General features: G+C 74.4%; 18 protein-coding genes. 4 read left to right on the top strand and 14 right to left on the bottom strand.

Going from position 1 to position 20,767, the window contains the following annotated elements; translation table 11 throughout:
• Positions 1 to 57: 57 nt before the first annotated feature.
• Entirely contained in the window at positions 58 to 2,163 is a 2,106-nt protein-coding gene (locus ACH4N1_RS19185; RefSeq protein WP_398098497.1) for a SpoIIE family protein phosphatase, read from the bottom strand.
• A 128-nt stretch (positions 2,164 to 2,291) separates the two neighbouring features.
• Here ACH4N1_RS19185 and ACH4N1_RS19180 point away from each other — a divergent pair, with 128 nt between their 5' ends.
• Entirely contained in the window at positions 2,292 to 3,713 is a 1,422-nt protein-coding gene (locus ACH4N1_RS19180) for a lipase maturation factor family protein (RefSeq protein WP_398098496.1), read from the top strand.
• Between the two features lie 119 nt (positions 3,714 to 3,832).
• Here the strand turns inward: ACH4N1_RS19180 and ACH4N1_RS19175 are convergent, their stop codons facing one another.
• Genes ACH4N1_RS19175 through ACH4N1_RS19155 form a run of 5 tightly spaced genes read right to left on the bottom strand, consistent with a single transcriptional unit; the run spans position 3,833 to position 7,926 of the window.
• On the bottom strand, positions 3,833 to 4,672 hold the full coding sequence (locus ACH4N1_RS19175; RefSeq protein ID WP_398098494.1) for an amidohydrolase family protein: 840 nt from the start codon (positions 4,670 to 4,672) through the stop codon (positions 3,833 to 3,835).
• Positions 4,669 to 4,827, bottom strand: a complete 159-nt coding sequence (locus ACH4N1_RS19170; RefSeq protein ID WP_398098492.1) for a hypothetical protein — start codon at positions 4,825 to 4,827, stop codon at positions 4,669 to 4,671. The genes ACH4N1_RS19175 and ACH4N1_RS19170 overlap by 4 nt, the downstream gene beginning before the upstream one ends.
• Positions 4,824 to 5,834: an aldo/keto reductase gene (locus ACH4N1_RS19165; protein ID WP_398098491.1), complete on the bottom strand. Its 1,011-nt coding sequence runs from the start codon at positions 5,832 to 5,834 to the stop codon at positions 4,824 to 4,826. Before ACH4N1_RS19165 ends, ACH4N1_RS19170 begins: the two co-directional genes overlap by 4 nt.
• Positions 5,831 to 6,586 carry an SDR family NAD(P)-dependent oxidoreductase gene (locus tag ACH4N1_RS19160; RefSeq protein WP_398098490.1) on the bottom strand — a complete coding sequence of 252 codons (756 nt, stop codon included), beginning with the start codon at positions 6,584 to 6,586 and terminating at the stop codon, positions 5,831 to 5,833. Before ACH4N1_RS19160 ends, ACH4N1_RS19165 begins: the two co-directional genes overlap by 4 nt.
• The gene (locus ACH4N1_RS19155) at positions 6,565 to 7,926 is read right to left on the bottom strand and encodes an enolase C-terminal domain-like protein (RefSeq protein ID WP_398098488.1); all 1,362 of its coding nucleotides are present in this window, start codon (positions 7,924 to 7,926) and stop codon (positions 6,565 to 6,567) included. Before ACH4N1_RS19155 ends, ACH4N1_RS19160 begins: the two co-directional genes overlap by 22 nt.
• Before the next feature lie 145 nt (positions 7,927 to 8,071).
• Between ACH4N1_RS19155 and ACH4N1_RS19150 the strand changes: the two genes are divergently transcribed.
• The gene (locus tag ACH4N1_RS19150) at positions 8,072 to 8,806 is read left to right on the top strand and encodes a FadR/GntR family transcriptional regulator (RefSeq protein WP_398098486.1); all 735 of its coding nucleotides are present in this window, start codon (positions 8,072 to 8,074) and stop codon (positions 8,804 to 8,806) included.
• Between the two features lie 72 nt (positions 8,807 to 8,878).
• Positions 8,879 to 10,228: an amidase gene (locus tag ACH4N1_RS19145; RefSeq protein WP_398098485.1), complete on the top strand. Its 1,350-nt coding sequence runs from the start codon at positions 8,879 to 8,881 to the stop codon at positions 10,226 to 10,228.
• Between the two features lie 99 nt (positions 10,229 to 10,327).
• Here ACH4N1_RS19145 and ACH4N1_RS19140 read toward each other — a convergent pair whose 3' ends face one another.
• From ACH4N1_RS19140 to ACH4N1_RS19110, 7 genes are all read right to left on the bottom strand, one after another.
• Positions 10,328 to 10,501 (bottom strand): hypothetical protein, encoded by a 174-nt coding sequence (locus tag ACH4N1_RS19140; protein WP_382786034.1) that lies wholly within the window; start codon positions 10,499 to 10,501, stop codon positions 10,328 to 10,330.
• 381 nt (positions 10,502 to 10,882) lie between these two features.
• Positions 10,883 to 11,155, bottom strand: a complete 273-nt coding sequence (locus ACH4N1_RS19135) for a hypothetical protein (RefSeq protein ID WP_398098483.1) — start codon at positions 11,153 to 11,155, stop codon at positions 10,883 to 10,885.
• A 150-nt stretch (positions 11,156 to 11,305) separates the two neighbouring features.
• Complete coding sequence (locus tag ACH4N1_RS19130) at positions 11,306 to 12,847, bottom strand: SDR family NAD(P)-dependent oxidoreductase (RefSeq protein WP_398098481.1); 1,542 nt, start codon at positions 12,845 to 12,847, stop codon at positions 11,306 to 11,308.
• A 103-nt stretch (positions 12,848 to 12,950) separates the two neighbouring features.
• Positions 12,951 to 14,279, bottom strand: coding sequence for a wax ester/triacylglycerol synthase family O-acyltransferase (locus tag ACH4N1_RS19125; protein ID WP_398098480.1), 1,329 nt, complete (start codon positions 14,277 to 14,279; stop codon positions 12,951 to 12,953).
• A 226-nt stretch (positions 14,280 to 14,505) separates the two neighbouring features.
• Complete coding sequence (gene glgC / locus ACH4N1_RS19120; RefSeq protein WP_398098479.1) at positions 14,506 to 15,726, bottom strand: glucose-1-phosphate adenylyltransferase; 1,221 nt, start codon at positions 15,724 to 15,726, stop codon at positions 14,506 to 14,508.
• 50 nt (positions 15,727 to 15,776) lie between these two features.
• Positions 15,777 to 16,946, bottom strand: coding sequence for a glycogen synthase (glgA, locus tag ACH4N1_RS19115; RefSeq protein ID WP_398098477.1), 1,170 nt, complete (start codon positions 16,944 to 16,946; stop codon positions 15,777 to 15,779).
• A 46-nt stretch (positions 16,947 to 16,992) separates the two neighbouring features.
• Positions 16,993 to 17,760: a (2Fe-2S)-binding protein gene (locus ACH4N1_RS19110; RefSeq protein WP_398098475.1), complete on the bottom strand. Its 768-nt coding sequence runs from the start codon at positions 17,758 to 17,760 to the stop codon at positions 16,993 to 16,995.
• A gap of 303 nt (positions 17,761 to 18,063) precedes the next feature.
• Between ACH4N1_RS19110 and ACH4N1_RS19105 the strand changes: the two genes are divergently transcribed.
• A complete protein-coding gene (locus ACH4N1_RS19105) occupies positions 18,064 to 19,335 on the top strand; it encodes a DMT family transporter (RefSeq protein WP_398098474.1) in 1,272 nt (423 codons plus the stop codon).
• Here the strand turns inward: ACH4N1_RS19105 and ACH4N1_RS19100 are convergent.
• Entirely contained in the window at positions 19,325 to 20,515 is a 1,191-nt protein-coding gene (locus ACH4N1_RS19100; protein ID WP_398098473.1) for a transglycosylase family protein, read from the bottom strand. The genes ACH4N1_RS19105 and ACH4N1_RS19100 overlap by 11 nt on opposite strands.
• Positions 20,516 to 20,767 lie beyond the last annotated feature (252 nt).

Genomic DNA, 20,767 nt, shown 5'->3' with positions numbered 1-20,767 from the left:
CATGCTCCCCCGGAGAGTTCCGGCGCACGTCCGCGGTGCCGTCGGCGGGCCCGGTGTTCAGGTCGGTTCCGGCACGCCGAACTCGCACCACACGCACTTGCCGCCGCCGCGGGCCTCCACTCCCCACTTGTCGGAGAGCAGGTCGACCAGGAGCAGACCGCGGCCGGAGACGCCCGAGTCCCCGGCCTCGCGGCGACGCGGCAGGGCGCTGGAGGAGTCCTCGACCTCGACGCGCAGTCGGCGGCCGACGCCGGCGGGGAGTCGCAGGGTGACGATGGCGGCGCCCTCGGTGTGCATGAGGGCGTTGGTGATCAGTTCGTCGGCGGCCAGTTCGACGTCGTCGGAGCGCTGCCGGGCGCCCCAGGAGCGGACGGCGGCGCGGATCATGTGCCGGGCGTGGGTGAGGGCCTCGGGGTCGCCGGGCGCCACGTGCTGCTGGAGCCGGCTGCCGGTCCGGGAGGCGTCCGTGCCGTACCGGCGGAGCAGGAGGAGGGCCACGTCGTCGTCACCGCCGCGTTCCTCGGCGACGTCGATGAGCCGGTCGGCGAGTTCCCGTACGTCGTCGGGGCCGGTGGCGATCAGCTCGGTGAGGGCGCGCATGCCGTCGTCGAGGTCGGTGCCGGGCTGTTCGACGAGCCCGTCGGTGCACAGCAGCAGGGTGTGGCCGGGGTCGAGTTCGAGGGTGGCGACGGGGTAGTCGAGGCAGCCGAACTCGGCGGACAGGCCGAGCGGCAGTCCGCCGGGGACGGAGAGGCGCCGGCAGGTGCCGTCCGTCGCGCGCACCAGCGGGTCGATGTGGCCGGCCCGGACCATCTGGACGACGCCGGTGGCCAGGTCGGCCTCGGCGTAGAGGCAGGTGGCGAAGCGGTCGGTGTCGAGTTCGTGGAGGAAGACGGAGGCGCGGGCCATCACGGTGGCCGGGGTGTGTCCTTCGGAGGCGTACGCGCGCAGGACGATGCGCAGCTGGCCCATGACGGCGGCGGCGTGCGTGTCGTGGCCCTGCACGTCGCCGATGACGGCGCCGACCCGGCCTGCGCCGGAGGGGGTGCCGCCGGGCAGCGGGATCAGGTCGTACCAGTCGCCGCCGATGTCGCGGCCGTGGGAGCCGCCGATGGTGGCGGCGCGGTAGCGGACGGCGATGTCGGCGCCGGGCACGCTGGGGATGGTGCGCGGCAGCATGGCCTGCTGGAGGCCCTGGGCGATGTCCTTCTCCTGCTCGTAGAACATGGCCCGTTGCAGGGACTGGGCGATGCTGCTGCCGAGGGCGACGAGGATGTTGCGTTCCTCGGGGGTGAAACCGTGCCGGTCGCTGTAGAGCAGGCCCATCGCGCCGATCGGGCGGGCCTGGACGATGAGCGGCAGATAGGCGGCCGAGGTGATCTTCAGGCCGGTGATGTGCGGCCACAGCACGGGGTAGCCGGCCGCGAACTCGTCGGACGACTCGATGAAGCGGGGGGTGAGGGTGCGCACCACCTCGCTCATGGGGTACGGCTCGTCGATCCCGGTGACGAGGGTGCCGGGCACGAAGCTGCCCTGGGGGCCCTCGGCGATCAGCCGGATCCGGCCGGCCTCGACCAGGCCCATGACGAGACTGGTCGCGCCGAGATGGATGAGGCCGTGGGTGTCCTTGAGGACGTCGATGACGTCCTTCACGGTCCGGGCGTGCGCCAGGGCGGCGGTGGTGAGCTGGACGACGTTGGTCTGCTCGCGGCGCGCGTCGTCGAGGGCGGCCGCCTCGCGGCGGGCGGCGAGGTCGCGCAGTTCGTCGGTCGCGTCCCGGACGATGCCGATGATCCGGCGGGGGCGGCCCGTTTCGTCGCGCCGGATGTAGCCCTGGGTGTGGGTCCAGCGCAGGCGGCCGTCGCGGCGGCGGACGCGGAAGTAGGCGCCGTAGTTCTCGCTGCCGTCCTTGATGGCCTGGGTCACCAGGGTGTCCAGGCGCAGGGCCTCGGCCGGGGGGACGCGCGGGGAGAGGCTCTCGGGGTTGCCGTCGTACTCGTCGGGGGTCAGGTCGAAGATCTCGTGGGCGCGGGCGTCCATGGCGAACTGCCCGGTGTCCAGGTCCCAGTCGAAGCCGCCCATGCGGTTGAGTGCCAGGATCGGCTCCGGATGGGCGGGCCAGTCCTCCGGGAGGGACGATGCGCTCGCTCCCCGATCGACCATGGGCCCACCTTGCCAGGATTCGCCCGATTCTTCGACCGGGGGCGGAACACGTGCGTGATGCGGTCCGGCGTGGAACACGGGGGATGTCAGGACAGGGGCCGGGAGGGACGGGAGAGGAGCGGGCGTCCGTGGAGTGGTTCACCGCACCCGACTACTGGCTGAGCCGTACGGTCTTCCAGCGGGCCCTGGCCTGCGTGTACCTGGTCGCCTTCGGCACGGCGGCGCTCCAGTTCCGGGCGCTGCTCGGCGAGCGCGGAATGCTGCCGGTCGCCCGGTTCGTCGAGCGGGTGCCGTTCCGGCGGGCGCCGAGCGTGTTCCACCTGCGCTGCTCGGACCGTTTCTTCGCCGGGTGCGCCTGGGCGGGCTGCGCGGTGTCGGCGGCGCTGGCCGCCGGCGCGGACTCGCTGCTGCCGCTGTGGGCGGCGATGCTGCTGTGGCTGCTGCCGTGGGCCCTGTACGTGTCGATCGTCAACGTCGGCCAGACCTGGTACGGCTTCGGCTGGGAGTCGCTGCTGCTGGAGACCGGGTTCCTCGCCGTGTTCCTCGGCAACGACGAGGTGGCGCCGCCGTTGGTGGTGCTGTTCCTGCTGCGCTGGCTGCTGTTCCGCGTCGAGTTCGGCGCGGGTCTGATCAAGATGCGGGGCGATCCGTGCTGGCGGAGGCTCACCTGCCTGGACCACCACCACGAGACCCAGCCGATGCCCGGCCCGCTGAGCTGGTTCTTCCACCATCTGCCGAAGCCGCTGCACCGGGTGGAGGTGGCCGCCAACCACGTCACGCAGCTGATCGTGCCGTTCCTGCTGTTCACCCCGCAGCCGGTCGCGACGGCCGCCGCGTCCCTGATGATCCTCACCCAGCTGTGGCTGGTGCTGTCGGGCAACTTCTCCTGGCTGAACTGGCTCACGATCGTGCTGGCCGTCCCCGCGCTCGGCCTTCCCGCCGACGCGCCGCCGACGCCGGACGCCCCCCTCTGGTACGTGGTGGTGGTCCTGGCGGTGGCCGCCTTCCTGCTGTTCCTCAGCCACCGGCCGGTGCTGAACATGCTCTCGCGCGGGCAGGTCATGAACCGCTCCTTCGACCCGCTGCACCTGGTCAACACCTACGGCGCGTTCGGCAGTGTGAGCCGGGTGCGCCACGAGGTGGTGGTCGAGGGCACCCTCGACGAGGTGCCGCGGGAGGACTCCGACTGGCGGGAGTACGAGTTCCGGGGCAAGCCCGGCGATCCGCGGCGCTGGCCGCGTCAGTTCGCCCCCTACCACCTGCGGCTGGACTGGATGATGTGGTTCGCCGCGCTCTCCCCCGCCTACGCCGGGCCCTGGTTCGGCGCGCTGGTGGAACGGCTGCTGGAGAACGACCGGGCCACGCTCCGCCTGCTGCGCCGCTCCCCGTTCCCGCCCGGCGAGCCCCCGCGGCACGTCCGCGCCCGCCTCTTCCGCTACCGGTACACGAGCCCGCGGGAGCTGCGGGAGACGGGGGCGTGCTGGAAGCGGACGTACGTGCGGGAGTACCTGCCGCCGACACGGCTGACGGGGACGGCCTGGAGACCGTAGGGACGGCTGACGGGGACGGCCCGGAGACCGTAGGGACGGGTGACGGGGACGGCCCGGAGACCGTGGACGCGGGTGGCCGGGCCGGCTCGGAGACGGCGGAAGCGGGTGACGGGGCCGGCTCAGAGGCCGTAGACGCGGGTGGCGGTGGCCTCGAAGACCTGGGCGCTCTCCTCGGCGCTCAGGTGTCCGGTCAGCTGCCTGGCCGTGTCCAGGACCTGTCCGTAACCGGCCGCGAGCATGCACACCGGCCAGTCCGAGCCGAACATCAGGCGGTGCGGGCCGAAGGCGTCCAGGGCGGCGTCGGTGTACGGCCGCAGGTCGGCGGCCGTCCAGGTGGCGGGGTCGGCCTCGGTGACCAGGCCGGAGAGCTTGGCGACCGTGTTGGGCAGGGCGGCCAGCGCGCGCAGGTCCGCCTCCCAGGACGCGCGGGCACCGGAGGCGACGGGTGGTTTGCCGAGGTGGTCCAGGACGAACGTGAGACCGGGATGCGCGGCGGCGGCCCGTACGCAGGCGGGGAGCTGGTGGTCGCGTACGAGCAGGTCGTACACGAGGCCGGCGTCGGCGACGGCGGCGAGTCCCCGGCGCACGTCCGGGCGCAGCAGCCACTGCGGGTCGGGTTCGCCCTGGACCTGGTGGCGGATGCCCTTGAGGTGGCGGCCGCCGGGGAGTTCCCGCAGCCGGGCGAGTTCGTCACCGACGTCGGGGCGGGTCAGGTCGGTCCAGCCGACCACGCCCGCGACCAGGTCGTGCGTGGCGGCGAGGGCGAGGAACTCGGGGGTCTCCTCGGCCACGGTGACCGTCTGCACCAGGACGGTGCGGTCGACGCCGGCGGCACGGGCCTCGGGGGCGAGGTCGGCGAGGGTGAAGTCGCGCCGCAGCGGCCGGAGTCCGGGGCCGCCGAGCCAGTCCTGGTCGCGCACGGACAGGTCCCACACGTGGTGGTGGGCGTCGACGGTCACGGCAGCTCCTGTACGGCGGGCGGGCCCGCGTCGGCGTCCGCACCCGGGCGGTCGTGCCCGGTGCCGGGCGGGTCGGCCGTCCGGGCCCGCCGGGCCGCGCCGGCCGGGAGCCGCCGGCGTCCGGCGCGGCGGCGGGCGTGCCGGGCGGCCCTCATGACGGCTCCCGCGCCGGGTTGCGCGGTGCATTCTCGCCGGGGACCGGGGCGTCGGGCGGCAGGAGGCCGGTCTCCCGCAGTTCCCGCCAGAGCGCCGGGGGGACGGTGGCCCCGAACTGGTCCGCGCAGTCGTCGGCCTCGGCCGCGGAGCGGGCGCCGACGAGGACGCTCGCGACGGCCGGGTGCGCGGCGCAGAAGGCGAGGGCGGCGGCGCGCAGGGTGCTGCCGTGGCGCTCGGCGACCGCCGCGAGGCGTCGGGCGCGGTCGATCAGCTCCCCGGGCGCCGGCGCGTAGTCGTAGGTGGCGGTCGGCTTCGGGTCGGCCAGCAGGCCGGAGTTGAAGGCGCCGCCGATCACGACGGACGTGCCGCGTTCCTGGGCGGCCGGCAGCAGCTCGGTGAGCGCGCTCTGGTCGAGGAGGGTGTAGCGGCCGGCGCACAGCACCACGTCGACGTCGGTGTCGCGGACGAAGCGGGTGAGCAGGGCGGTCTGGTTCATGCCGGCGCCGATCGCCCCGACGACGCCCTCGGAACGCAGCCCCTCCAGCGCGGGGTAGCCCTCGCGGAAGGCCGTTTCGGCGTGGTCGTCGGGGTCGTGGAGGTAGACGACGTCGACGCGGTCGAGGCCGAGGCGGGTCAGGCTGGCCTCCAGGGTGCGGCGGACGCCGTCGGCGGTGAAGTCCCAGACCCGGCGGTGGGTGGCGGGGACGGCGAAGCCGTGGGCGAGGTCGTCGCCGCCCGCCGCCGAGGGCTCCAGCCGGCGGCCGACCTTCGTGGACACCGCGTAGCCGGCGCGCGGGTGCTCGCGCAGGGCGGCGCCCAGGCGGCGTTCGGAGAGGCCGAGACCGTAGTGGGGCGCGGTGTCGAAGTAGCGCACGCCGCGCCGCCAGGCGGCGGCCACGGTGGCGTGGGCCTGTGCGTCGTCGACCTCGGTGTACAGGTTGGCGAGGGGGGCGGCGCCCAGGCCGAGCCCGGTGACCCGGACGCCGCTGCGGCCGAGGGTGTTCACGAGCCCGCCGGACGCAGCCGCAGGCCCTGCATGCCGCCGTCGACGGCGAGGGCGGTGCCGGTGGTGGCGCCGGACAGGGGGCTCGCCAGGTAAGCGATGGCGCCCGCGACCTCGGCGGCGCTGACGAGGCGGCCGCTGGGCTGACGGGCCTCCAGGGCCGCGCGTTCGGCGGCCGGGTCGTCGGCGGCGTCGAGCAGGCGGCCGATCCACGGGGTGTCGGCGGTGCCCGGGTTGACGCAGTTGACGCGGATGCCCTCGCGGACGTGGTCGGCGGCCATCGCGAGGGTGAGGGCGTGCACGGCGCCCTTGGTGGCGCTGTACAGCGCGCGCCGCGGCAGGCCGGCGGTGGCCGCGACGGAGCACGTGTTGACGATCGCGGCGTGCGCGGAGGCCCGCAGGTGGGGCAGGGCGGCACGGGCCGTACGGACCATGCCGACGACGTTGACGTCCAGGACGTGGTGCCATTCGGCGTCGTCGTTGTCCTCGACGGTGCCCTGGGCGCCGATGCCCGCGTTGTTGACCAGGACGTCCAGGCCGCCCAGTGCGGCGACGGCGGCCGCGACGGCCGCGCGCACGGAGGCGTCGTCGCGGACGTCGGCGCGGTGGGCGAGCAGGGGCTCGCCGACGCCCGTCGGGTCCAGGTCGAGGACGGCGACGGTGGCGCCGCGCTCGGCCAGCAGGTCGGCGGTGGCCCGGCCGATGCCGGAGGCGCCGCCGGTCACCAGGGCGGTCAGCCCCTCGAAGTCGCGCACGCCGCCTGCTCCTTCCGGCCGGTGGGGTCGGCGGCCCAGAAGGTGCCGCCGGGGTAGGTGTACCGCGCGATCGACTCCGCACGCATGGCGGCGGAGAAGCCCGGCGCGGTCGGTGCCGTGTAGTGGCCGTCCCTGATCACGACCGGGTCGAGGAAGTGGTCGTGCAGGTGGTCGACGTACTCGATGACGCGGTCCTCGGTGGTGCCGCTCAGGGCGACGTAGTCGAACATCGACAGGTGCTGGACGAGTTCGCACAGGCCGACGCCGCCGGCGTGCGGGCAGACGGGCACGCCGAACCTGGCGGCGAGCAGCAGGATCGCGAGGTTCTCGTTGACGCCTCCGACGCGGGCCGCGTCGAGCTGGAGGACGTCGAGGGCCCCCGCCTGGAGGAGCTGCTTGAAGACGACGCGGTTGTGGACGTGTTCGCCGGTGGCGACCTTCACCGGGGCGACGGCCTCGCGCACGGCGGCGTGGCCGAGGATGTCGTCGGGGCTGGTGGGCTCCTCGATCCAGTAGGGGTCGAACTCGGCGAGGGCGCGGGTCCAGCGGATCGCCTCGCCGACGTCCCAGCGCTGGTTGGCGTCGACGGCGAGCCGGATGTCGGGGCCGACGGCGGCGCGGGCCGCGCGGCAGCGCCGGATGTCGTCGTCGAGGTCGGTGCCGACCTTCAGCTTGATCTGCCGGAAGCCGTCGGCGACGGCCCCGGCGGCGAGGCGGGTGAGCTTGTCGTCGTCGTAGCCGAGCCAGCCGGCGGAGGTGGTGTAGGCGGGGTAGCCGCGTTCGAGCAGGTGGGCCAGGCGGGCGTCGGCGCCCCGGCGGCCGCGGCGCAGCAGGGTGAGGGCCTCGTCGGGGGTGAGGGCGTCGGTGAGGTAGCGGAAGTCGATCTGCCGCACCAGCCACTCGGGGTCGGCTTCGGCCAGCAGCCGCCACAGGGGTTTGCCGGCACGCTTGGCCGCGAGGTCCCAGGCGGCATTGACGACGGCGCCGATCGCCATGTGCATCACGCCCTTCTCGGGGCCGAGCCAGCGGAGCTGGCTGTCGCCGACGAGGTCGCGGCTGAGGGTGCCCGGGTCGGCGCAGAGGTCGTCGACGGACCGGCCGACGACGTGTTCGCGCAGGGCGCCGATCGCGGCGACCTGGACGTCGTTGCCCCGGCCGATGGTGAAGGCGAAGCCGTGGCCCTCGTGGCCGTCGGCCGCGTCGGTGCGCAGGACGACGTAGGCCGCCGAGTAGTCGGGGTCGGGGTTCATCGCGTCGGAGCCGTCGAGTTCCCGGGAGGTGGGGAAGCGGATGTCATGGGTGTCGACCGCGATGACGCGGGCGGGGTTCGGGGGCGCCATGCCCGCATACTTATCAGACCACTTGCGGTCCCGGGCACCCCCTGGACGCGAAAATCGCGCCATCGGCGCTGAAGTGGTCGGACCACTTTGGTGGTTAGACTGCGCGCACCGGCGAACCGCGCGCACCGGTGACAGGAGAGGTGACGTGAACCAGTCCCCGCCCGGCGGGCCGCCCGCCGCCCCGAAGGGCACGGTGACGCGGCGCGCCATCGAGCGGATCAAGGCGATGATCGGCGAGGGCCTGCTGGAGCCGGGCCAGCGGCTGCCGACCGAGCGCGACCTCGCGGCGGAGCTGGGCATCTCCCGCAGTTCGGTGCGGGAGGCGGTCCGGGCGCTCACGGTGATGGGGGTGCTGGAGGCCCGGCACGGTTCGGGCATCTACGTGACCCAGCTCCGGGCCGGCGATCTGCTGGAGACGTTCGGCGTGGTGGCCGACCTCTCGCGGGGCCCGCGTCTGGTGGAGCTGCTGGAGATCCGGCGCGTCCTGGAGTCGACGGCCGCCGCCCTGGCGGCCGCCCGCATCACTCCGGAGCAACTGGAGTCCGTGGGAGGCCACTTGGCGGCGATGAACGCCACCGACGACCCGGAGGAGATCCTCGCCCACGACCTCGCCTTCCACCGTGAGATCGCCGCGGCGGCCGGCAACGAGACGATGGCGGCGATCCTGGAGGGCCTGTCCTCACGCACCTTCCGCGCCCGCGTCCGGCGGGGCCGGCGGGAGGAGGGCGCCTTCGCCCGCACCCGCCGGGAGCACGCCGCGATCCACCGCGCCCTGGCGGCCCGCGACCCGGAGGCGGCACGGGCGGCGGCGGCCGCCCACGTGGGCGGGGTCGAACAGTGGCTGCGGGACGGGGCGGGCCGCGAAGACCCCTCGACGTGACGCGTCCCGCGGGGCACAGTTCTCCCTGTACTCGCCAGTAGCACCCGCACGCCCGCACACCGAGGAGCGCCTGTGACCGAGTGGGTCGGCCGGACCGCCGTGGAGATCGCCGCCGCCGTACGCGAGAAGCGGGCCGAGCCCCGGGCGGTGGTGGCGGAGCATCTGGAGCGGATCGCGCGGCTGGACGGGCGGATCGGGGCGTTCCGGGCGGTGCGGGCGGAGGCGGCGCTCGCCGAGGCCGACGAGGTGGCGGCCCGCGCCGACCGGGACCGGCTGCCGCTGGCCGGCGTACCGGTGGCGGTCAAGGACAACCTCGCCGTGCGGGGCGAGTCGACCCGTGTCGGTTCGGCCGCGACCCCCGGTACGCCCGCCGGCGCCGACCATGTCACCGTGGCCCGGCTGCGCGCGGCCGGCGCGGTGGTGGTGGGTGTGACGAACGTGCCGGAACTGTGCGTCTTCGGCACCACGGAGGGCGTGCACGGCACCGCCCGCAACCCGTGGGACACGTCGCGCACGGCGGGCGGTTCGTCCGGCGGCAGCGCGGCGGCGGTGGCGGCCGGGATGGTGCCGATCGCCCTCGGCAACGACGGCATGGGCTCCCTGCGCATACCGGCGGCCAACTGCGGTCTGGTCACGGTCAAGCCGGGCCACGGCGTGGTCCCGGCGGGGATCGGCGACGGCGACTGGTTCGGGATGTCGGAGAACGGTCCGCTGGCGACGACGGTCGAGGACGCCCGCCTGATGCTGTCGGTCCTCGCGGGCGCCGAGGTCGCGGGGCCGGCGGAGGAGCCCGGCGCGTCGCGGATCGCGGTGTCGGTGCGCAGCCCGCTGGCCGGAGTGCGGGTGACCGGGCCGTACGTGGCGGCGGCGCGCGAGGCCGCCGGAGTGCTGGCGCGGGCGGGGTACCGGGTGCGGCGGGCCGAGCCGCCGTATCCGCTGACGCTGGGCGTCACCTCGCTCGCGCACTGGACGGCCGGTACGGCGGTCGACGCGCGGTCGCTGGACCCGCGCCTGCTGGCCCGCCGCACCCGCGTGCACGCGGCGCTGGGGCGGCGGTTCCTGAACGGGGTGCGCGGCGGCACGGCGCGCGAGGAGCTGCGCCGGCGCCTGGAACCGTTCTTCGCGGAGTACGACGTGCTGCTCACCCCGGCGCTCGCGCGGCGGTCGCCGAAGTCGGCGCCGTGGCACGAGCGGGGCTGGCTGCGCAACGTGCTGGCGAACACGAACTACTCGCCGCTGACGCCGCCGTGGAACCTGACGGGCTGGCCGGCGATGGCGGTCCCGGTCGGCACGCTCCCGTCGGGCGCTCCCACCGCCGTCCAACTGGTGGGGCTGCCCGGCACGGAGGCGCGGCTGCTGCGGGTGGCCGAGCGGCTGGAGGAGCTGCGGCCGTGGCGGCGGACGGCGCCGCTCGACCGGTGAGCGGCGGGTCCGCGGGCGCGGTGTCGCCGGGGCCTCGTGTCGCACGGGCGTGCTGTCCGCACGCCCATGCGCCCGGCGGTCGCGAGCGGTCCGCCGGCGTCAGTCGACGCTGGGCAGGATGTGGGGTTCGTTGAGGTCGTCCTCGTACCCCGCCAGCCGGATGGGGGCGGAGCGGGCCCACACGTCGAGGCTGCCGAGCTCTCCGGGCCGGCGGCCCGCACGCTCGGTCCGTTCCTTGGGGCGTTGCTCGCTTTTCGTCTTCTCCGGTGTCACCGCGCACTCCTTATGTGTCGGTCACCCTCGGGGCGTGCCGGTCGGTCTGCGGATCCGGCGCCTGGCGCCCCTCGGGTCTGGCTCAAGGGCAGTTCTGACGCGGTGGCGCCGGCAAACTCCAGAAGGAGCAGGCCGCTGTGAACCGGCTTGTCCCATGACGGACGGTGGGTGTGGGGTGGCACTCCGTCCTGCTGTCCGTCGGCTACAGAGTAACCAGATGAGCGGTATCCCGCTCGATCGGGCTGAAAATTTGGGGTAACCATGGCAAGTCACCCATGTGTCCCCGCAGATGATTCAACCCCTTCCTCCCGGTAAGCACCCTTTGACCTTCACTCGTACGGCGTACGCGGACGCACGGGCGTGCCGCCACCGTCGCGCGGTTCAGGTCCCGTTGGCCCGGTCGCCAACTCGCCGTGCGTGGAGCTGCGCGGCCTCGGTGCGCGCGGCCTCGGTGCGCGCGGCGTCGACGTGCACGGCGTCGACGTGCACGGCCACGCGCTGCGGGCCGCCGGGCGCGCCGCCGACGGCGATCCGGCCGTGCTGCGGCGCGCCGACGAGGACGGCCGGGTTGTTGGGGGCGGTGGAGGACCGGCGGACCGGGCTGGAGCCGGTGGCGGCCAGCACCCCACAGCCGCGCGCCGTCGACTGACGCAAGGCCGACGCAGGGCGGACGCAGGACCGCGAGCAGTCGGCCGCCTCGCAGCCGGGGCGGCCGGCCGTCTCACGGCTGAGGCCGGTCGGCCGACTCGCGCCCGGGGGCGGCCGGTTGACGGACCGTCACTCACCGCCCGCCGAGGGCCGCCGTCACCACTTGCCGGGTGCGTAGTCCTTGAGGAAGACGCCGTACAGGTCCTCGCCCGACTCGCCGCGCACGATGGGGTCGTAGACGCGGGCCGCGCCGTCGACCAGGTCGAGCGGGGCGTGGAAGCCCTCCTCGGCCAGGCGCAGCTTGTCGTAGTGCGGACGCTCGTCGGTGATCCAGCCCGTGTCGACCGAGGTCATCAGGATGCCGTCGGTCTGGAACATCTCCTGGGCGCTGGTGCGCGTGACCATGTTCATCGCGGCCTTGGCGGCGTTGGTGTTCGGGTGGCCGGCGCCCTTGTAGCCGCGGCCGAAGACGCCTTCCATCGCCGAGACGTTCACCACGTAGGCGCGCTTGCCGGAGGCCCGGCGCGCCGCCTCGGCCATGGCCGGGCGGAGTTTGCTGATCAGGATGAAGGGCGCCGTGTAGTTGCACAGCTGGGTCTCGAGCAGCTCCACCGGGGAGATCTGCTCGATGGTCTGCACCCAGGTGTTGGTGTCGACGACGTCGGGGACCAGACCGCCCGCGTCGATGGCGGTGCCGTCCAGGTGCCGGGCGACGCTGGCGTTGCCGGCGACCAGGGCGAGGTCGGCGACCTGCTGCGCGTCCATGCCGCCGGTGCCGAGGGGCAGCGCGGCGAGGCCGTCGACCGCCCCGGAGTTGAAGGCGCCGATGACGTGGTGGGCGGGCAGCTCACCGGCGGGCAGCGGGGCGCTCTCGCCGTCGACCAGGGCGGCGTAGGCGGAGGGCAGCCGGCGTACGGTCTGCGTCGCGTTGTTGATCAGGATGTCGAGCGGGCCCTGCTCGGCGACCTGGTCGGCCAGCGCCACGGCCTGTGCCGGGTCGCGCAGGTCGATGCCGACGACCTCCAGGCGGTGGATCCAGTCCGCCGCGTCGTCCATCGCCTTGAAGCGGCGGATCGCGTCCTTCGGGAAGCGGGTCGTGATCGTGGTGTGCGCTCCGTCGCGCAGCAGCCGGAGCGCGATGTACATGCCGATCTTGGCGCGGCCGCCGGTGAGCAGCGCGCGCTTGCCGGTGAGGTCGGCGCGGGCGTCGCGGCGGGCGCGGTTCTCGGCGGCGCACTCCGGGCAGAGCTGGTGGTAGAAGTAGTCGACCTCGACGTAGCGCGCCTTGCAGGTGTAGCAGGAGCGGGGACGCTGGAGTATCCCCGCGATCGTGCCCTCCTCCGTGCGGGAGGAGGGCAGGATGCCCTCGGTCTCGTCGTCGATGCGCTGGGCGGAACCGGTCGCGGTGGCCTCGGTGACGGCCCGGTCGTGGGCGGTCTTGGCGGCCCGGCGCTCCTGGCGGCGGCGCTGCTTGACCGAGCGGTAGATGCCGGCGGTGGCCCGGCGCACGGTGATCGCGTCGGGGTGGTCGACGTCGAGCCGGTCGAGTTCCTCCAGTACGGCGAGGCAGACCGCCAGCCGCTCCGGGTCGATGCCGGGCCCGTACACGACCTCGTCGACGGCCTTGTCCATGGCCTCGTCGACGGCCTCGTCCACGGCCTTGTCCATGGCCGCCGGGCCGTCCTCTGTCACCGTCATCGCGCTGCCGTTTCCCTGCTGCCCCGTGCGGCGCTCCGACCGCGCCCGCTTTCGAACGGGGAATTCTACGGAGCACCGGGCCGCCCCTCCAAACCGGCGGGGGTCAAGGGTCGCAGGCCGTGATGAGCGTCTCCACCTCCGTGGTCAGCGCCCGCGCGAACCGGTCGAGATCGGGGACCGCCTCGGCGTCCGCGACCAGGCCGAAGTGGACCAGGCCCCGGTACGTCGAGATCGCCACCGCCAGGGACTGGCCGCGGGCGAGCGGGGCGTAGGGGTAGATCTCGGTCACCGGGTTCCCGGCGAGCCTCAGGCCGATGCCCGGCAGCGGGACGCTGGTGACGAGGATGTCGAACCAGAGCCGGGCGGCCTGGCTGACCAGGGGGCCGCCGAGGCGGTGACCGAGGGCGGGGACGTGGTCGGCGAGCAGGGCGACGGCGCCCGCGCCGCGGCCGGGTCCGGCGTCCTTGTTGCGGTCCATGGCGGCGCGGACCGCGCCGAGCCGGCCGAGCGGGTCGGGATCGTCGACGGGCAGCCTCATCAGGTACCCGGAGAGCCGGTTGCCCTGCGGGTGGGCGGTGCGCGGACGGCGCTGGGAGACGGGGATGAGGGCGCGCGGGGTCACGCCGGCGCTGCCGTCGCCGCGTTCGTCGAGCCAGGTGCGCAGCGCCCCGGCGACGACCGCGATCAGTACGTCGTTGACGGTGCCGCCGACGACCTTGCGCACCCGGTGCACGTCGTCGAGGTCGACGGCCACGCCGCCGGTGCGGCGGGTGCCGGTGGGCCCGGCGGTGAGGGCGCTGGTGGAGCGCACGCCGAGGGTGTGGACGGCGACGGAGGCGCCGATGTCGAGGGCGCGGCCCACGTCGGACAGGGCGCCGCGCAGCAGGCCGGGCAGTGCGCGCGCCTCGGGCAGGCCGCGGGGCGGCGCCGCCGGGCGGGGCCGGGGGGCGGGCAGGTCCAGGGGGTCGAGGACGGCGGCGGCGAGGGTCAGCGCGCGCAGGCCGTCGGCGAGGGCGTGGTGGAACTTGAACAGGACGGCGAAGCCGTCGCCCGCCTCGCCCGGCAGGACGTGCGCCTCCCACGGGGGCCGGCCGCGGTCCAGCGGGTGCTCCATGAGCCGCCCGGACGCCGCCTGGAAGTCGGCGGTGGGCGCGTGCAGCCGCACGTGGTGCAGCGGGTCGAACTCCGGGTCGGGCTCGCGGACGGCGCCGCCGAGGGAGAGCGGGGCGGTGAGCGGTCCCCACACGTCCCGGATCCGCATGCGCAGTCCGGGGACGGCGGCGGCCCGGCCGGCGAGCAGGTCGGCGGCGTGGGCGGCGGCGGTGGCCGAGGGTGCGGCGAAGACGCCCAGCGCGCCGAGGTGCATCGGGTTCTCGGGAGTCTCGATGTTCCAGAACGCCAGGTCGAGGGGTGCGAGTGGATCAGCGGTCACGGGCTTGCCTCGCGTCGACGGAGAGTGAGCCAGCAGTCAATCGCCCCTGCGCGATCACGGTCAAGCACGATCCGGCTGCATACAGTTAAGAACTCGTTGCGTATGCGTCAAAAGGAGCATCGGTCTCGAAAGCGTGATCGACGGGGCCGCCCGGCCGGCGGCGCTCCCGTGCACGGCACTGCTCCGTCCTCTCCGTACCGCGCTCACGGCCTTCTCCGTACCGCGCTCACGACACCCGCTGCCCCTTGCCCAGGGCGATGACGCCCGCCTTCGACACCGAGTACAGCTCCGCGTCCCGCTCCGGGTTCACGCCGATGGTCGCGCCGGGCGGCACCTCGACGTTCTTGTCCAGGATCGCCCCGCGCACCACCGCGCCCCGCCCGATGTGGACGTTGTCGTGGAGGATCGAGCCCTGCACGACCGCCCCGGGGTCGACCAGGACGCCCGGCGACAGCACCGAGCGGGAGACCTGCCCCCGGATGAGGCAGCCCGCACTGATGATCGACTCGCTGGCGATGCCGCCGGCGTTGAAACGGGCCGGGGACAACTGGCCCGAGTGGGTGTAGATCGGCCAGCTGCGGTTGTACAGGTTGAACGCGGGCCGCTCGGCGATCAGGTCCATGTGGGCGTCGTAGTAGGCGTCGAGCGTGCCCACGTCCCGCCAGTAGCCCTGGTCGCGGGTGGTCTCGCCCGGCACGTGGTTCTCGCTGAAGTCGTACAGCTGGGCCTCACCGCGGTCGGTGAGCTGGGGCAGGATCGACCCGCCCATGTCGTGCACCGAGCGCTCGTCCTCGGCGTCCCGCTGGAGCGCCTCGATGAGGGCCTTGGTGGTGAAGACGTAGTTGCCCATGGAGGCGAACACGCACTCCGGGTCGTCCGCGAGGCCCGGCGGGTCGGCGGGCTTCTCCAGGAACCGCTCCACCGTCTGCCCGTCCGAGCCCGCCGTGATCACGCCGAAGGACGCGGACTCGGCGCGCGGCACCCGGATGCCGGCCACCGTCACGCCCGCGCCGCTGTCGATGTGCTGGGCGAGCATCTGGCGCGGGTCCATGCGGTAGACGTGGTCGGCGCCGAACACCGCCACGTACTCGGGGCGCTCGTCGTAGATCAGGTTCAGCGACTGGAGGATGGCGTCGGCGCTGCCCAGGTACCAGCGCGGGCCGAGGCGCTGCTGGGCCGGGACCGGGGTGACGTAGTTGCCGAGCAGGCTCGACATCCACCAGGTCGTGGTGATGTGCCGGTCCAGCGAGTGCGACTTGTACTGGGTCAGGACGCAGATGCGCAGGATGTCGGCGTTGACGAGGTTGGACAGCACGAAGTCGACGAGACGGTACGTCCCGCCGAAGGTGACCGCGGGCTTGGCGCGGTCCGCCGTGAGAGGCATCAGGCGTTTGCCCTCGCCGCCCGCCAGCACGATTCCGAGGACCGAAGGTCCACCACGACGCATGGCCGCTCCCCTCACCCTGATTGATCCATTGCTGCCCCGCACGGGGCGCGCTACGCCTGTTTGAGGGTGTCCTCGTACAGCCGGACGGTCCGCCGGGCGACCGCGTCCCAGCCGAACTCCTCCACCGCGCGCACCCGCCCGGCCTCGCCCATGCGGCGGGCCGTCGCCGGATCGCCCAGCACGGAGTCCAGGGCCCGCGCGAGACCCGCCTCGAAGGCGCGGGCCCCCTCGTCCCCCTCCGCCACGGGGACCAGCAGTCCGGTCGCGCCGTCCTCGACGACCTCGGGGATGCCGCCGACCCGGGAGGCCACGACGGGCGTGCCGCAGGCCATCGCCTCCAGGTTGACGATGCCGAGCGGTTCGTACACCGAGGGGCAGACGAAGACGGCCGCGTGGGTGAGGAGCTGGATGACCTCCGGACGCGGCAGCATCCGCGGGATCCAGTGCACGCCGTCCCGGGCCCGGCTCAGCTCCGCGAACAGCTCACGGAACTCGCGGTCGATCTCGGGGGTGTCGGGCGCGCCCGCGCACAGCACGACCTGGGCCGCCGGGTCGATGTCCCGGACGGCGCGCAGCAGGTGCGGGACGCCCTTCTGGCGGGTGATGCGGCCGACGAACAGCACGTACGGGCGGGCCGGGTCGACACCGATCCGGTTGAGGGCGTCCGTGCGGTGGTCGGGCCGGTACAGGGCGGTGTCGATGCCGTTGTGGACGACGTGGACCCGTGCCGCGTCCAGCGCCGGGTAGCAGGCGAGGATGTCCTCGCGCATCGCGCCGGACACGGCGATCACCGCGTCGGCGGCCTCCACGGCGGTCCGCTCGGCCCAGCCGGAGAGGCGGTACCCGCCGCCCAGTTGCTCGGCCTTCCAGGGCCGCAGGGGTTCCAGCGAGTGCGCGGTCACCACGTGCGGGACGCCGTACAGCTCCTTGGCGAGATGGCCGGCGAGGTTGGCGTACCAGGTGTGGGAGTGGACCAGTTCGCGGTCCTCCAGCGCGGCGGCCATGGCGAGGTCCACGGAGAACGTGCGCAGCGCGTCGTTGGCGCCGTCGAGGACGGGCCAGGAGCGGTGGCGCCGGACGCCCTCGGCACGGCCCTCGCCCCAGCAGTGCACCTCCAGGTCGACCAGTTCGCGCAGCTCCCGGGCGAGGAACTCGACATGGACGCCCGCCCCGCCGTACACGTCCGGGGGGTACTCCCGGGTCAGCAGTCCCACTCGCACCCGGCAACCCCCTGGATTCGCATGTGAAAGCCGGTCCCCTTCATGGTCACCCAGACGGGCCGCGGAGGAAAGGGCGCGGGGGCCGCGGGAAGCAGCAGTCGCCGCAGACCCCGCCGCCGGGCACCCGGTAGTAGAGACAGCAGCTGCGGCGGCGGAAGGCGGTGCCGGCGGGGGTCGCGGTGGAGGTTCCGGTGCCGGCCAGGAGGGGGTGGGCGAGGAGTTCGGCGGTGAGGGCGCGGGAACGGGCGGCGGCGTCGGGGCGGCCGTTCGCCCGCGCCCAGCCGTCGAGCTGCCGGGCCGCGCCGGCCAGCGCCGAGGCGGCGTTGCCGCGCAGCAGACCGGGGGCGACGCGGTGGCGGGCGCGCAGGGCCGCCGCCAGCGGTTCGAGGTGGTCGTGCAGGACCGTCGCCGCCAGGGTCCGCGCGTCGCCGGGCCGGGGCCGGACCTCCGTCAGCCACAGGTCGTCCGGGGCGCTGCCGTCCGGATCCCAGCGCAGCAGTCCCGGCGCCAGGTCGGGCTGCGCGCCGTAGAGGACGGCGCAGCCGAGCGCGACCGACCAGAGCCGGGCCGCGAGGCCCTGCTGGGCCACGGAGGCGGCGACGCGCGGCTCGGGCGCGCGCAGGGCGCGGGCCACCTTGCCGACGCGGAGGGTCAGGGGGTCGCCGGGGGCGCCGGTGGGCACGGCGGAGTAGGCCTGCGCGAGCGTCGGCAGGGGCCGGTCCGGTTCTCCGTCCGGGGCGGTGGGCGGTGTCGTGCGCAGGGCGAAGAAGCCGCCCAGGGCGCGCAGTGCCGTCAGTCGGGGGTCGAGGTCCACGACGTGCAGTAGTACCAAGGAGGGCCGGGGCCGCCGTCGGGGGGGCGCCGCGGGCAGGGGGCGCCGCCGCCCCGGGGACCGCCGCCGTGCGGGAGGCCCTCGGGGTGTCCCGTCGGGGAGATCCCCTGGGTGTCCCCCACCCTGGGGAGGAGTGGGGTCGTTCCCTACTCCATCGGTAGTAGGACTCATTGAGTGCTCAGGGACGACGACGGGAACAGATCCACAGGGCATCGTGTTGGCCATGAGAGCCGACCGTTCACCGCGCCGGGCCCCGGGCCCCCGCCTCACGCAGAGGAGCAGCTCATGAGCGCCCTCGCGTTGTCCGTGGTCCTGTCGCTCGTCTCCGCCGTGGCGTACGCGGCGGGGGCGATCGTGCAGGAGCAGGTCGCGGTGTCCTCCCCCGCCGAGCAGTACGCCCCGCTGCGGCGGCCCGGCTGGTGGGCGGCGGTCGGGCTGAACGGTCTCGGCGGCCTGCTGCACGTCGTGGCGCTCGCGTACGGTCCGCTCAGCCTGGTCCAGCCGCTGGGCGCGCTCACCATCGTCTTCGCGCTGCCGATGGCCGCGCTGTTCGTGGGCCGCAGGGCCGGGGCGACGGCCTGGCGCGGCGCGGTCATGGCGACCGTCGGTCTGGCCGGGCTGCTCTCCCTGGTCGGCGCGGCCGACGCGCAGTCGCTCAGCACCCCGCAGCGGGTGGGCGCGGCGCTCGTGACGGGCGGCGCCGTCGTGGCGCTGATCATCGCCGGCCGGGCCGCGCACCGGCACCCGGCGGTGCGCAGCATGCTGCTGGCGACCGGTTCCGGCATAGCGTTCGGCATGTCGTCGGTGTTCACCAAGACCGTCGCGGTCGACTGGACCGACGGCGTCTCGGCGGCCGACCTGCCCTCCCTGGCCGTGATCGGCGTCCTGGCCACGGCCGGCATGCTGCTGTCGCAGGCTTCCTACCGCGGCGCGGGGCTCGCGGCCCCGCTGGCCACGCTGACCGTGGTGAACCCCGTGGTGGCGGCGGCCGTGGGCATCACGATGTTCGGCGAGACCTTCCGCTACGGCACCACCGGCACCGCGCTCGCCCTGAGCTGTGGTGTGGTGGCGGCAGGTGGCCTGATCCTGCTGACGACCGAGCGGCTGACGAGCACCCAGCCGGAGACCACCGGCCCGCGGCACGAGGAGACGCGGGCGGTCCCCACGGGAGTCGTGGCGCCCGTGGCCGACCTCCTCGTCGTGTTTCCGGAGCCTGCTGACGGCACTGTCGCGGCGCGGCCCCTCGCGGCGGTCGCGGAGTCCGCTGCGGCGCGCGCCGCGGAGCGGGCGGCTCTCACGTTCCCGGAACTGCCCGCCGGACCGGCCGTCGTCGCGGCGTCCGCGCAGGCCTCCCCGCAGCTGACCGACGCCGTGCCGGCCCGGGTGGTGGCGCAGGAGCCGGTGGCGGCGGACGGGCCGGTGGTCCCCGGGGAACCGCCGGCACCGGTGGTGCCGGCTCCCGCGCCCGTACCGTCGTCGCTGTACGGGCCGTTCTACGGCGGGCCGTACGTCCCGATGCCGGTCCTCGACCGGCACCGGGTGCGCATCAGATCCTGACGCCGCCGGCCCGCAGATAGGCCAGGGGGTCGATGTCCGAGCCGAATCCGGGTCCTGTCCGCACCTCGAAGTGCAGATGCGGGCCCGTGCTGTTGCCGGTGGAACCGGAACGGCCGATGCGCTGACCGGCGCCCACGGACTGCCCGTCCCGCACGGAGATCGCGGACAGGTGCGCGTACTGCGAGTAGCGGCCGTCGGAGTGCCGGACGACCACCTGGTAGCCGAAGGAACCGCCCCAGCCCGCGCTGACCACCGTGCCCGGGGCGACGGACTTCACGGACGTGCCGGTGGGCACGGGGAAGTCGACGCCGGTGTGGTAGCCCTTCGACCAGGAGGAACCCGTCGCGTGGTACGGCGTGCCGAGCCCGGCGTCGACAGGGGCGACGAGGGCGCGGCCGGTCGACTTCTTCTCCGTGGCCGACTTCTTGCCCGTGGACTTCTTGTCGGCCGCCTTCTTGCCCGGCGCCTTCTTGTCCGCGGTTTCCGTTCCCGCGGACTTCTTCGCGGGAGCCCTGGTGGCCACGGCCTGGCCGCGCAGGTCCAGCCGCTGGCCGGGCACGATGAGGTCGGGGTCCGTCCCGATCGTCGTCCGGTTCGCGGCGTACAGCCCCCGCCAGCCGCCCCGGACGTCCTTGGCGTCGGCGATCTCCGAGAGGGTGTCGCCGTGCACGACCGTGTACATCCGGGCGGTGCCGGCCCGCGACTGGGGTGTGGTCTGCGGCTGGACGTCCTTCAGGGTGCTCGCCGGCCTGGCGGCGGTCCTCGCGGACGCGCCGGCCGGCTCGATGTCGGGGGCGTCGCCGCCGGCGGTCAGCCCCGCCCGCACCGAGCAGGCGGGCCAGGCGCCCGGCCCCTGGCCGTCCAGCACCCTCTCCGCCACGGCGATCTGCTGGTCCCTGGTGGCCAGATCCGCGCGCGGCGCGTACCGGGTGCCGCCGTACGCCTCCCAGGTCGACTGGGTGAACTGCAGGCCGCCGTAATAGCCGTTGCCCGTGTTGGTGTCCCAGTCGTTGGTCGACTCGCAGGCGGCGACCTTGTCCCAGGTGTCCACGTCCGCCGCCTGGGCGGCTCCGGCGCCGATGAGCGGGATCGCCATGCCGGCGCCGCCCGCCGTGACGGTGAGCGAGGCCCGGTTGATCCTGTTCGGCTGATACCGGCGGTGCCGGCCGCGTGCGGCCATGGAGATCCCCCTCGACATGCGTCAGGAGCGGCAAAAGTACGGTCCGCTCACGGGCCGTGACAAGACGACAATCGGCCGCACTGGCTCAACTGAGGCGGATCACCGCCTTGTTGTGTGATCCCCTGAGACGGGTGGGGCCCTGTTTCCGTATCCGGGTGGGCGGCTTCGCGTGTCCAGCGCGTGCGACGGGCGTACCGACGCGACAGGATGTGCACGGGCCGGGACCGGCGTCGACGAGCACGGGTCGCGCAC

It is taken from the genome of Streptomyces sp. NPDC017202 (assembly GCF_044331705.1).
Taxonomy (GTDB): domain Bacteria; phylum Actinomycetota; class Actinomycetes; order Streptomycetales; family Streptomycetaceae; genus Streptomyces.
This window is presented reverse-complemented; position numbering and strand designations above follow the sequence as displayed.

Bases quoted from the DNA above. Each gene is read 5' to 3' on its own strand.
- ACH4N1_RS19185 (WP_398098497.1), bottom strand. From the start codon at position 2,163: ATGGTCGATCGGGGAGCGAGCGCATCGTCCCTCCCGGAGGACTGGCCC.
- ACH4N1_RS19170 (WP_398098492.1), bottom strand. From the start codon at position 4,827: ATGAGGGCCGCCCGGCACGCCCGCCGCCGCGCCGGACGCCGGCGGCTC.
- ACH4N1_RS19155 (WP_398098488.1), bottom strand. From the start codon at position 7,926: ATGGCGCCCCCGAACCCCGCCCGCGTCATCGCGGTCGACACCCATGAC.
- ACH4N1_RS19130 (WP_398098481.1), bottom strand. From the start codon at position 12,847: ATGACGGTGACAGAGGACGGCCCGGCGGCCATGGACAAGGCCGTGGAC.
- glgC (WP_398098479.1), bottom strand. From the start codon at position 15,726: ATGCGTCGTGGTGGACCTTCGGTCCTCGGAATCGTGCTGGCGGGCGGC.
- ACH4N1_RS19105 (WP_398098474.1), top strand. From the start codon at position 18,064: ATGAGCGCCCTCGCGTTGTCCGTGGTCCTGTCGCTCGTCTCCGCCGTG.
- ACH4N1_RS19100 (WP_398098473.1), bottom strand. From the start codon at position 20,515: ATGGCCGCACGCGGCCGGCACCGCCGGTATCAGCCGAACAGGATCAAC.